We start from the raw sequence: 12,172 nt of genomic DNA on the forward strand, positions 1-12,172 counted from the left end.
TCACCCCGAGTGGCCCTTTATCCATGTCTGACACATCTTGAGGACGTCAAGGAAGAATGCGTCCCGGCTCCTCCCCGCGCCCATCGACCGGGCGCCGTACGCCGGACGGCCGTCCGCGGTGCCCGGCGGCCCCGCTTCTTCCGCATCGCGGCGGATGCCTGTTCCGTGAACGTCGAACGTCGAGAACGTCACCGGGCGGTGGAACGCGGAGCGCTCTGGTCATGGACGGGGAGACGCCGACGGCGAGGGCCGACGGAAAAGCCCCTCCGGGCCGATGCTGACCTCGGTGTCGGACGTCTCGCAGCGCGACGCGGCCGTGACTCCCACGCCTGCTCGGCCGCTCGTGACGGCGGTGGTGCGGAGGCGGGTGCGCCACCCGCTACGCGTCGGCGGGGCCGAGCTGGACGCAGCACTCCCCCGGGCGGGGTGCGAGGACGGCCGTCACGCCGGTGATGCCCATCGCCTGGAGGTAGCCCGTGATGAAGGCGTGGTTCATGCCGCACACCAGGTCGGGGGCCTGGGCCGCCAAGGGGTGGAAGGGGCAGTTGTGGAGGCGCAGCCGGCCGGGGGATTCGCGGTAGGGCTCGAAGCCGTGCTGGTCGAGCATGCGCTCGCAGGAGGTGAGACCGCGCTCGGCGCCGATCCGGCCGGGGCGAGTCCGCTCGAGTTCGGCCTCGCCCCGTTCCCGGCCGCGCTGCCCGGCGGTGCGTACGGCCGCCTGCGCGGCGGTCTCGTCGTCGCCTTCGGTCAGGACGGCCTCGAGGAGCAGGTCGGCCAGCAGTTCGTGGCGTCGGTCGGGGATGCTCACGCGGACTTCGGTGTCGGTGGGCTCGTAGACCTTGGGCTGCCGTCCGACTTTGCGGATCGCACCCGGCGCTCCGTAGCGGGCGCGCAGCAGGCCGACGTCGACGAGCTTGTCGAGGTGGAAGGCGGCGAGCTTGCGGGATATGCCGACGCTCTCGGCCGCCTCGTCCCGGGTCACGGGCCGGCGGGCGCGACGGATGAAGGCGTACATCTGCCGTCGGGAGTCCTCACCGAGGGCGCTGAGGGAGTCGATCGCCGCGTCACCCGTGGAGGGCGGCTCAGTCATGTCGGAAGCCACCTTCCCAAAGTAACCCCCGGACCGGTGGGTGGAGGGGTTTCGCCGGCAGGCTCATCAGGCCTACTTGACCACCGCGCCGAATAACGGAAAGATTCATTGGTGAAACTGGAGGTGGTTCGGCATGGATGATCCCCTGCACCAGCAGTCGAAACGGTCGGTGAGCGCGCCGTTCTTCCCCGTACCGGTGGTCGCCGGACACGGCCTGTTCGCCGTCGTCACCGTCGTCCTGGTCCTGCCGACCGCTCTCGGGATCGGCGGCAGCTGACATGACCCAGTCCGCCCGCACCCCCGTACCCGTCCCTTCGGACGCTTCGCCGATACCGACTCCGGCGGCCACGCCGCTGCACGTCGTCCACGAAACGGACGGCGTCGACCTGGCCGCCGCCGAACACGCGGCGGGTCAGTTCCTGCGGGCTCTCGGCATCAGCACGACCTCCGAGAGCCTGCGCGGCACCCCGGGCCGGATGGCCCGCGCCTACGCCGAACTGTTCAGCCCCCGCCCGTTCGAGCTGACCACCTTCCCCAACGACGAGGACTACGACGAACTCGTACTGGCCCGCAGCATCCCGCTGCGGTCGGTGTGCGAACACCACCTGCTGCCCTTCGTCGGCACCGCCCACGTCGGCTACCTGCCCGGCCGGCGCATCCTGGGCCTGTCGAAACTGGCCCGCGTCGTCGAGCACTTCGCCTGCCGCCCCCAGGTCCAGGAGCGCCTGACCAAGCAGGTCGCCGACTGGTTGCAGACGCATCTGGAACCCAAGGGCGTCGGTGTCGTCATCGAAGCCGAACACACCTGCATGACGCTGCGCGGTGTGCGGGCCACCGGTGCCAGCACCCTCACCTCCACCCTCCTCGGCACCCTGCGCAGCGACGCCCGCTCCCGCAGTGAGTTCCTCGCCCTGACCGGACTGCGTTCCTGAGCCACCCGCGCCTCCGCGCGTACGCCACCTCGCACGGACGAAAGGCTCGGCACCCCCGCGGACAGGGGCCCTCCCACCCTTGCCGCTGTGCCGCTGTGCCGCCGCGGAGTGGGCAGCGGCTCAGCGGTGCTCGAACAGGGCGACGGTGTCCGCGTCGGCGCGCTGCGGCGTTTCCGCTTCCGCGACCATGAGGGCGGCGATTCCCGCGCGCGGTGCCATGGGCGGGATCATTCGAGGCCTGAACTCCTGGGCGGGGACGAGGCGTCCGTCGTCCCGGTACGGCCTGCCGGTCAGCGGCCCGGCATGGACGGTGGTTCCGCCCGCGTCGCGGACCGCACGGCCGGCGAGGCCCTTGGCCTTCCATTCGTGGCGCAGAATGCGCCTGAGGAGGGCGCCGTTGACGACACCGAGTGCTCCTTGGGTGGCGCCCATGCCGAGGGACGTGAGCCAGATGACGCGCGGTGCGGCCGAGGCGATCTGACGAGCGCCTTCCACGAGGACGGCGGGGTCCTGTCTCTTGGTGATGCCCAGGGCGCTCACGACGACGTCAGCGCCCTCGACAGCGGTGGCGACACTGCCCGGAACGGTCACGTCCGCCCTGACCACTCGAAGGTTTCCGGAGGCAGGCGCCTCGACCTGCTCCGGTCGGCGGGCCAGGGCTATGACGTCGTGCCCGCGTGCCAAGGCGCGCGCGAGCACCAGGCGGCCGGTCTGTCCGGTCGAACCGAGTACGGCGATCTTCACGGTCATCTCCAGTTGTGGCGCGGGGGAGGGGGGCGCGGGGAAGGGCGACGGGGAGGCACGCACGATGGAGTGCCTGGCGGCCCGGGCCGGCCCGGGGTGGACGCGGGCGGGGCGGCGCAGGTCAGTCCACGTCGGACAGGATGCCGACGACCCGCGTGTGCACGCCGGGAGCGGAGGCCAGGAAGTCCGCGCCGGCCAGACTCCACGGTTCCCCCCGTGTGTCCGTGACGGTGCCGCCGGCCTCCGAGACCAGCAGCGCACCGGGCAGGAGGCCGGAGCGCACGTCGGAGAACTGCCAGAAGGCGTCCATGCGGCCGGAGGCGACGTGGATGAGCTGCATCGTGGCCGGCACCGAGACCCGCACGACCAAGGCGTTGATCAGCATGGCGGTGACCGAGGCGCCCATGCGGCGCAGGGCCTGCTCATCCTCTCCGGGCTTGGCCTGGCCGGTGCCCACCAGCGCCGCCCCCAGGTCGGTCTTGGCGGACGCGCGCAGCACCTCACCGTTGAGACGAGCGCCCCTGCCCCTCACGGCGGTGTAGGTGTCGCCCGTGAGCGGGAGGTGCACCACGCTCAGCACCGGAGCGTTGTCCCGCACCAGGGCGGCGGTCACCGCCCATTCGTCCATGCCGTGGATGTGGTTGATGTTGCCCTCGGCCGTGTCCACCACCCACCAGTCGCCCTCGGGCAGCACGCCACCGGCCAGTTCGTCGTCCACCCACCGGGAGCCGGGCAGCGCCTCGAGCAGCGGCTGCCTGACGAGTGGCAGGACCGCCTCGTCATTGGCGTGGATGGCGCGGACGATCTCGTCGAGGTCACCGGGGCGCGCGCCGACGTCGTAACGCTCGAGCAGATGGGCCGCGGCGGTCTTCACGATCGTCACGGCCCGCTCCAGAACCGCTTCGAGCCGCGCCGTAGCAGAAGAAGCCTCGGCGGACTCGGCGGGCGCGGCGGACTCAGGGATCTCGGCGGAGACGGTGCGGGCGGCGGATATGGCGTTCATGAGCGCTCCTGACGGAGGAAGGGAGTTGCACGGCCTCGGACCGTTCGCCTTCGACGTTAGGACCAGGCATCATTAACTTCAAATGCAATCTAGTTACGACTGGATTTACCCATATGCAATTGGACTTGAATCTGCTCACCGCCCTCGACGCCCTGCTGGAGGAGGGCAGCGTGACGGACGCCGCCGCCCGCCTCCATGTCTCGGCCCCCGCGATGAGCCGCACCCTGGGCCGGATCCGCCGGATCACCGGGGACCAGATCCTCGTGCGCACCGGCCGAACCATGACCCCCACGCCCCACGCCCTCGCTCTGCGCGCCACCGTGCACGACCTGGTTCAGCAGGCCCAGAGGGTCCTCTCCCCCCAGGCGGAGGTCGACCTGGCAGCCCTGAAGCGGACCTTCATCCTGAAATGGCACGACGCCCTGTCGGCGGCAGCCGGCCCCGCCCTCCTCCACTCCTTGCGCGCCGAGGCACCCGGAGTGCGGCTGCGCATCCTGGCCGAAGCCGGCACCGACACCCATGACCCGCGACGAGGGGACGTCGACCTCGAAGCCGGATCCAGCGAACCGTCCTCTCCGGAGATCCGCCACGAGACCGTGAGCCACGACCGGCTCGTCCTCGCCCTGCGCCCCGCCCACCCGCTGTGCCGCGGACCGCTCACGCTCCAGGACTACGCGGCCGCCGACCACGTGACCGTCTCCCGCAGGGGTCGGCTGCGCGACCCCATCGACGACGCGCTGGAGGCCCAGGGCATGAGCCGACAGGTGGTGGCCGCCACCCCCACCAACGCCACAGCCCTGCAGTTCGTCCGCCACCACGACCTCGTCGCCGCGGTCCCCGAACTCATCAGCCGTCCCCTCCTGGAGGCTTTCGGTCTCCGCACCCGACCCCTGCCGCTGACCATGCCCGCCGTCCCCATCCACCTCGCCTGGCATCAGCGCTACGACAACGATCCTGCCCACGCGTGGCTGCGCGGGCAGGTCCGCACCGCCCTGCGCCTGGCGTGCGGCGTCACCGACGAACAACCGACGGGCGCCGCACTCCTGTGACGTGTCGGAGGGCGCCTGACCCAGGGGCCGGCTGCCAGAGGTCGGTTCGCGCGTGGCCGCGCGGTCGGCGAAGCTCGTCGACCGCGGGTTGTTCGTCAACTCGGACCCTGTGCCCCTGGCGGGACGGAGGCTCCTCTTCTGGACGCTTCGGCGTATACCGGTACGTCAACTCCCTCGCGCGGGGCAGTCGGATATCGCCGACCGCGGGAGAGGGCGCCGATAAACCCCGTCGCCGCGGAAAAGAGCGCGATGAGCCCCGTCGGCCGCGGAAAAGAGCGCCGGAAATCGCCTTCTCGTCTCCGTCGGATGCGGAACGTGCGGGGTTGACCGACTGGTACTGCACGCACGCGTCGATTCCCCGCCCGGCAAGGGAAAGGGACTTCTCAGGGGACTGCGGGATCGGCGCCTCGCGCACCCCGATTCAGCTCGATTTCATGGCGGCGGATGACATGGATGTTCCGGTGTGGAATCCTGGGCATTGACAGCGGCGGCCGTGCGGGTGGCCGTGAGGCTGTGCGGCGTATGACGCATGTGACGAACCTGTCGGGGTAACCGGGAGAATTCCGATTCATCCGGCCGAAGGAGTGCCATGGACGTCGCTGACCCCGGTACGGGCTGCTCCGTGCCAGGCCACCAGGCGCGGCCTGGCACGCTCCTCGACAGGATGCTGGAGGACATCGACACGTGCGCCATCGCGGTCAACGACGACGGCGTCATCGTCGCGGTCAATAGCGCGGCCCAGACCTTGCTGGCCAGAGACGCCAAGGACCTTCTCGGGCAGGACTCCCACGATCTGCTGCACCGGGACAGTCACGGCAATACCGTGCCCCGGACAAGCTGCCGGATGAGAAGGGCACTTCTCACAAGGAGCACCGCGCACGACGACATCGGATGGTTCTCCTGCGGGGACGGCGCCCTCATCCGGTTGTCATGGCTGGTCACGCCCTATGCACTCACTCCAGGGGTGAATGGCGCGCTGGTACTGATGTACGAGTTCAGACCCGAGGAAACGCACCACAGCGGCGAGGCGACGACCACGGCGCTGACCGAACTCGATCGCCTGGCCCTGTTGGCGGAGACGACCACACGGCTCACGTCGACCCTGGACGTGAACGAGGCGCTGCACCGGCTGGCAGCCCTGACCGTGCCGCGGCTGGCGGACTGGGCGGTGTTCGACCTGCTGACCGAGAGGGACGAGGTACGACGGGTCCTGGTGATGGAGCACAAGGACGGCACTCTGGTCGAGCGGGGCGACCTTCAGGGCCCCATGCCGCCCGTGGCGGAGGAGTCGCCGATGCCCCTGTCGCGTGCTCTGCGCGGTGCCGCCTCCTCCCTCGCCGGCCCTTCCACGTATCAGGGCCCGCCAGATTCGGGTATCGCGGTCGAGCAACGTCGTCTCTTCACCGAGACGGGCATGCACTCCGCCGCCATCGCGCCCATCCGCGGTCTGCGCGACGTCCTGGGCGCCCTGACCCTGGGCCGCTCACAGCGCCAGGACGCCTTCACCGGCGCCGACCTGCCACTGCTGGAGGACCTCACCCGCCGCGCGGGTCTGGCGCTGGACAACGCGCGCCTCTACCAGCGTCAGCGCAAAGTCGCCGAAACCATGCAGCGCCACCTGCTGCCCCAGCTCCCCATGGTCCCCGGCCTGGAGATGACGGCGCGGTACGTGCCCGCCCCGCACGCCTCCTCGGTCGGTGGGGACTGGTACGACGCGTTCGCCCTGGCCCCCGACGCCCACGCACTGGTCATCGGTGACGTCGTCGGACATGATCTCGACGCCGCGGCGGGCATGGCGCAGGTCCGCAACATGCTGCGTGCCTTCGCGTGGTCCCGGCCGGAGGCCGCCCCCAGCGCTGTCGTCACGCAGCTCGACGAGGCCGTGAGGCACATAGTCGAGGTGCCCATGGCGACCATGATTCTGGCCAGACTCGCACTCGGCGACGACAAGCTGTGGCGACTGTGCTGGACGAACGCCGGCCACCCACCCCCGCTGCTGATCACCCACGACGGGCGGGCCCACTACCTCGACGACGCCTCGGGCATTCTGCTCGGGACCGGAGTCACCCGTCCTCGTCCCGACACCGACATCGTGCTGCCTCCCGAGGCCACGCTCGTGCTCTACACCGACGGCCTGATAGAGGCTCCCCGCCGCTCCATCGACCACGGACTGAGCCGGCTGCGCCGGCACGCGGCCTCCCTCGCGCACCGCCCCCTCGAATCCTTCTGCGACTCCCTGCTGGACGAGGTCCGCCCCAGGGACAACGACGACGACGTGGCCATGCTCGCGGTGCGCATACCCCGCCCCGCATGAGGAGGGCGGCGCCGGAAGTCCTCGCACCGCGCGGTTCCGCCGCCCTAGCGGTACGTCGACCGGGACGGAGCACCAGGGTGGGCGACGGCCACCGGTAGGCGCGGCGGCAGCACCCCGGTCGTCGGCGGGGAGAGCACCGGCCACGGAGCACGCGCGGTGAGCGAACACCTTCCGGCTTCCCCCCTCGCCTCGCGGTGCCGTGAAGGGCCGCCCCCGCGACGGCCCCCTCGTGCACGGCGCCTTGCCCGTCCCGTGCCCTGGTGGCGTTACGCGGCCTCGGTGCGGGAACGCCGTGCGGCGCGTCGCCGCAGGCGCAGGGGCAGCACGTACCAGCAGAGGCCGAACCACAGCATGACCCCGGCGACGAGCACCTCGGCGAGGACGCCGGGCACCACGACGCGAAGAATCAGCAGGAGGGTGCAGCCGATGGTGAGCGCGAGGAGGACCATGCCGCAGATCATCAAGCGGCCGGCGGCTTCCACCACCTCGTCCTTCAAGCGCTGACCGGACAGGAACCGGTGGATGGAGACAGGTGCTATCAGCGATCCGGTGGCCGCCGCGCCGAGCACCACGGTGATCACGTAGATGACGCGGTCGAACGTCTCCAACTCCCGGAACAGGGGGGTGAAGGCCACACTCAGCAGGAACCCGAAAAGGATCTGCACGCCCGTCTGGGTGACCCGCGTCTCCTGCAGGATCTCGTGCCAGCGCCGGTTGACCCGCTCGCGCGCTGATTCCGGCGCTTCCGCTTCGGGCCCCGGACGGTGGCCGTCGTGCCGTATGCAGCAAGCGGTGTCCTCCCCCGCGAGCTCGACCGGCTGCTCCATCATGGTCATGACTTCCTCCAAATCCCAGGGAGACCGTTTGCCCCGCTCAGGCTCCTTCCATGCAGGTCCCAGGCCTATTGATCACGAGCGTCGCCGACGCTGAACGAGCGGCGAACTGGCGCGGATCGCGGGCGTGGTGGGAGGTGTCGAGCCACTCGCCGCTCGGCGGTCCTCGTGTCCCACCGTGATGCCCGGCCGACCGTCTTCGGGAGGGACTTATGCATCGAGTGTGTCGTATCCGGCCGTCCGATGGCTCACGGGACCGCCGAACGGGTGCCTCCCGAGCCGCGGCCCACGGTGACACGGACACAGACATCGACACGGAGACTGACTGAGGTTCGGACTCCGACTGCGGCCGGGCGGTGCGGCGGTACGGCGCTCCGCGCGCCGGTGTCGGCGTCGTTGACGCCGGTGGCCCATGGGTGGCGCCGCTTCGGGGCAAGTCCTCGACGCCGCGTACCCGTGGCACGCGCAGCGGGGACAACGCAAGCCTCGTCGGCATCCGCGGTGGAGGATCGCGGCGGCGGGACGGCGGCAGAGGTGAGTGCCTGTCAGTCAACTCCCGTCCGGCGGGGCCGGGTTGGCCAGCCGTCGACCGGTGGCGACGCCGGTCCCGCGGCAGTGGTCCGGGGGAACCCGCTCACCCGGAAGGTGCTGCCTCGGCCCGCACAGCAGGCAGAACGCCTCGGTGAGCGGCATGTCCCGCGCGCGCCGCTCGGTGCGGGCATGACGCCGCATGCCGGCCCGGCGGGTCCTGTGGACTCCGTTGGGCGTGTCCGTGTCCGTGGCCGTGTCCGTGCCCGTCGCGCACGGGCCGACCGTCTCGCGCCCCGTCGAGACGCTCACCCCGACCGGTCCCCGCCCGCTCGCGGCCGTGTGCCGGACCCGGGCGTCGTCGCCATGCTCACAACCGTCGGACGCGCAGCACGCCGGTCAGCATCGGGAGTGTGAACGCCCCGCGGGCGGTCTCCGGCCTGCCGGAGAGGTAGGCGCGGATCCGGTCCAGCGTGGCCTGCCGTTCCTGTTCAGGCATGACCAGCATGCCCGCGCGGGTGGCCAGGGTCGCGACGAGGGAGTCGGCGGTGCGGCGCTGCCCGTGCGGGAACTCGGCCTGCCGCGGCGAGGCGAACCGGGCGGCCGCGCCGGTGCGTGGAAGGTGTGCGTCGGCCGTTTCGGCACGCCAGCTGGTGGGCGTGTCACGCGGGCCGATGGCAGCGCTCCCGCTGACCTGCGCGAGCCCGGCCACCCACTCCACTCTGTCGTCCATGACGTTCCACAGGCCGGCCAGAATGCCGCTGGGCGTGAGGACCCTGGCGATCTCGGGTCCCGCGACGGCCATGTCGAACCAGTGCATGGCGTTGCCGGCCAGCACGGCATCGACGGACGCGTCAGGCAGCGGGATCGCTTCGGCACTACCGGGCAGGGCACGGACAGCCGGCAGCGAGCGGCGTAGCTCGGTCAGCATCGCCGGGTCGGGCTCGACCGCGACGACCTCGGCACCGAGCGCGACCAGCGTGCCGGTCAGTTTGCCGGTTCCGGCCCCGAGGTCGAGCACGCGGGGGCCGGGCGCGGGCTCGAGCGCCCAGCGCACCGCGTCCCGTGCGTAGCCCGGACGGTGCTCGGCGTACGCGACCGCCGCCGCGCCGAACGACGAGGCGTGGAGCAGCCGTTGGCCCTTGTCCATCCGCTGACGATACCGGGGTCGCCGCCGGTCGACCAGGACACTGTGCCCCTCCGGCCCGCCGGGGCGGCTCCCACGAACGGCCCGCCCGGAACCTGATCGCTGCCGGACGGTTCTGGCTCAGGAGCCGGGAAACCGTGTCGAGGCGTGCGGTGGACGGGGTCGCGGACCGCCGGGTGACCTCTTGCGGCGGTCGGGACCGGTGGGGGAGTACGTCGGCGACGGTGGCGCCCGGCGGACCGTCCAAGCCTGCCTGCGGTCCCACCCGTCCGCGTCGACGGCTGCTCGAACGTCTTCGACGGCGGTTCACGTGCTCACCGGAGGTCACGCGGACCGGATCGGTGGTGTCGAACGGCCGTAGCGGTCCGCGAGTCGGCGCAGGTGGGCGACGAGTTCCGGCGGCTCGGTGACGTCGAAGTCGAAGTCGAGCATGCCGAGATGGACGGCGAGGGTCTGCACGGTGTCGGCACCGGTGACCAGGACACAGCTGTCGGCGTCGATCGCCTCGACCGCGCCGACCGCGGAGGTGATCCGTTCGGCCACCGCCGTTGCCGGGGCGTGCACGGTCACCCGTGCGTGGTACCGCCAGGCGGCGCTCGACACGCGTGTGGAGACGTACGCGGCGATGTCGCCGTCGGGTGGTTCGCGGGGCGTGAAGCGCGGCCCGGTCGGGGTGCGGGGCCGCATCCGGTCGACCCTGAACGTCCGCCAGTCCTCGCGCTCGACGTCCCATGCGACCAGATACCAGCGCCGCCCCCAGTTGACCGCCCGATGCGGCTCCACGACCCTGCGGGTGGGCGATCCCGCATGGTCCAGATAGTCGAAGCGCAGCTGTTCCCGGTCACGGCAGGCGGACGCGACGATGCTCAGGACGTCCGCGGAGACGCTCGCGGCCGGACGGTCGGCCGGCACGGTGACGGTGTACGCCTGGAGCGCCCGGACCCGTCGGCGCAGCCGCGAGGGCAGCACACACTCCAGCTTGGCCAGCGCCTGGAGCGATGTTTCCTCTGTGCCGGGAACGGTGCCCTGTGCGGCGGTGCGCAGGGCGATCGTCACCGCGACGGCCTCGTCGTCATCGAGGAGCAGCGGCGGCATGGCCGCCCCGGCGCCCAGCCGGTAGCCACCGGTGGCTCCGCGGGTGGCGTCCACGGGATAACCGAGTTCGCGGAGCCGGTCGATGTCGTTGCGGACGGTGCGCCCGGTGACGCCCAAGCGCTCGGCCAGTTCCGATCCGGACCAGCTCCTGGGCGTCTGCAACAGGGACAGGAGGCGCAGCAGTCGCGCCGAAGTGGCAAGCATGGAAAGGAGCCTGACGTGTCATTAGGAACGTACCGCACCTATAGAGGAACTACTGTCCTACTCATGGAGAGCAAGAGCAACACCGAGGCCCTGATCCACCCGTTCCGCATCGACATCGCGCAGGACGCCCTCGACGATCTCCGTGATCGTCTGGTGCGGACCCGCTGGGGCAGCGAGATCCCCGGTGCCGGCTGGAGCCGGGGTGTGCCGACCGACTACCTCAAGGCGCTCGCCGAGTACTGGGCCGACGGTTTCGACTGGCGCAAGGCGGAGGCGGAGCTGAACGAGTTCCCCCAGTTCACCACCGAGATCGACGGCCAGAACGTGCACTTCATGCACATACGTTCGGAGAATCCGGCGGCCTCCCCACTTCTCCTGGTGCATGACTGGCCCTGCTCGTTCGTGCAGTTCGCCGACGTCATCAGGCCGCTGGCGCAGGACTTCCATGTCGTGGTGACCTCCACCCCCGGCACCGGCTTCTCCGGCCCGCTCGGCGCCCCCGGCTGGAACACCGGACGCATCGCGGGGGCGTTCGTCGAGCTGATGGAACGGCTCGACTACGGCGCCTACGGCGTTCAGGGCACGGGCGGCGGCGCCTGGATCGTCGCCGAGATGGGGCGGCAGGCGCCGGACCGGGTGCGCGGCATCCACGTCAACGGCCTGGTCACCTTCCCCTCCGGTGACCCCGCCGAATTCGAAGGACTGACCGAGGCCGAACAGGAGCGCCTGTCCCGACTGGAGACCTTCCAGCAGGACAAGATGGGGTTCAACGCCATCCAGTCGACCCGGCCCCAGACCCTCGCCTACGGGCTGCACGACTCGCCGGTCGGCCAACTCGCCTGGATCGTCGAGAAGTTCAAGGAGTGGACGGATCCCGCCGCCGAGCTTCCCGAGGACGCCGTGGGCCGTGACCGCCTGCTGACCAACGTCAGCGTCTACTGGTTCAGCGGTACGGCAGGCTCATCGGCGAACCTCTACTACGAGGCGGGTCACGACGCCGGCGCCTGGGCCCCGAAGCCGCGCGGCACCGTCCCGACCGGAGTCGCCGTCGCCCGCGACACCGATGTGGCGATCCGTCGCTTCGCCGAACGGGATCACCACATCACCCACTGGAGCGAGTTCGAGCGCGGAGGCAACTTCCTCTCGATGGAACAGCCGGAAGCGTTCGTCAGCGACGTCCGTGCCTTCTTCACCACCCTTGAGGCCTGACAGCCGCACCTGGACGCCTGACAG

At 70.9% G+C, this 12,172-nt stretch carries 11 protein-coding genes; 5 read left to right on the top strand and 6 right to left on the bottom strand.

From position 1 onward, the window contains the following. Positions 1–379 precede the first annotated feature (379 nt). A complete protein-coding gene (locus ACFYO5_RS22035; protein ID WP_388711055.1) occupies positions 380–1,090 on the bottom strand; it encodes a helix-turn-helix transcriptional regulator in 711 nt (236 codons plus the stop codon). Between the two features lie 133 nt (positions 1,091–1,223). On the opposite strand from ACFYO5_RS22035, the gene ACFYO5_RS22040 reads away from it, so the two are divergent. Together ACFYO5_RS22040 and folE are read left to right on the top strand one after the other, a co-directional pair. Beyond that, entirely contained in the window at positions 1,224–1,367 is a 144-nt protein-coding gene (locus tag ACFYO5_RS22040; RefSeq protein WP_388711058.1) for a hypothetical protein, read from the top strand. A 1-nt stretch (position 1,368) separates the two neighbouring features. Next, positions 1,369–2,022, top strand: coding sequence for a GTP cyclohydrolase I FolE (gene folE / locus ACFYO5_RS22045; protein ID WP_388711061.1), 654 nt, complete (start codon positions 1,369–1,371; stop codon positions 2,020–2,022). Positions 2,023–2,142: 120 nt separating this feature from the next. On the opposite strand, the gene ACFYO5_RS22050 is transcribed toward folE, so the two are convergent. Next, positions 2,143–2,766 (bottom strand): NAD(P)-dependent oxidoreductase, encoded by a 624-nt coding sequence (locus tag ACFYO5_RS22050; protein WP_388711064.1) that lies wholly within the window; start codon positions 2,764–2,766, stop codon positions 2,143–2,145. A 121-nt stretch (positions 2,767–2,887) separates the two neighbouring features. After that, positions 2,888–3,769: an inositol monophosphatase family protein gene (locus ACFYO5_RS22055; protein WP_388711068.1), complete on the bottom strand. Its 882-nt coding sequence runs from the start codon at positions 3,767–3,769 to the stop codon at positions 2,888–2,890. A 113-nt stretch (positions 3,770–3,882) separates the two neighbouring features. On the opposite strand from ACFYO5_RS22055, the gene ACFYO5_RS22060 reads away from it, so the two are divergent. After that, the gene (locus ACFYO5_RS22060; protein WP_388711071.1) at positions 3,883–4,818 is read left to right on the top strand and encodes a LysR family transcriptional regulator; all 936 of its coding nucleotides are present in this window, start codon (positions 3,883–3,885) and stop codon (positions 4,816–4,818) included. Positions 4,819–5,407: 589 nt separating this feature from the next. After that, entirely contained in the window at positions 5,408–7,132 is a 1,725-nt protein-coding gene (locus ACFYO5_RS22065; protein ID WP_388711074.1) for a SpoIIE family protein phosphatase, read from the top strand. Between the two features lie 266 nt (positions 7,133–7,398). Here ACFYO5_RS22065 and ACFYO5_RS22070 read toward each other — a convergent pair whose 3' ends face one another. From ACFYO5_RS22070 to ACFYO5_RS22080, 3 genes are all read right to left on the bottom strand, one after another. Next, positions 7,399–7,968 (bottom strand): DUF6328 family protein, encoded by a 570-nt coding sequence (locus ACFYO5_RS22070; RefSeq protein ID WP_356567813.1) that lies wholly within the window; start codon positions 7,966–7,968, stop codon positions 7,399–7,401. An 895-nt stretch (positions 7,969–8,863) separates the two neighbouring features. Beyond that, positions 8,864–9,643: a class I SAM-dependent methyltransferase gene (locus ACFYO5_RS22075; protein WP_388711078.1), complete on the bottom strand. Its 780-nt coding sequence runs from the start codon at positions 9,641–9,643 to the stop codon at positions 8,864–8,866. 321 nt (positions 9,644–9,964) lie between these two features. Further along, positions 9,965–10,939: a helix-turn-helix transcriptional regulator gene (locus ACFYO5_RS22080; protein WP_388711081.1), complete on the bottom strand. Its 975-nt coding sequence runs from the start codon at positions 10,937–10,939 to the stop codon at positions 9,965–9,967. A gap of 63 nt (positions 10,940–11,002) precedes the next feature. On the opposite strand from ACFYO5_RS22080, the gene ACFYO5_RS22085 reads away from it, so the two are divergent. Further along, positions 11,003–12,148, top strand: coding sequence for an epoxide hydrolase family protein (locus tag ACFYO5_RS22085; RefSeq protein WP_388711084.1), 1,146 nt, complete (start codon positions 11,003–11,005; stop codon positions 12,146–12,148). The last annotated feature ends 24 nt before the right edge of the window (positions 12,149–12,172 follow it).

The sequence above is a fragment of the Streptomyces sp. NPDC006259 genome (genome assembly GCF_042870975.1).
Lineage (GTDB): Bacteria > Actinomycetota > Actinomycetes > Streptomycetales > Streptomycetaceae > Streptomyces.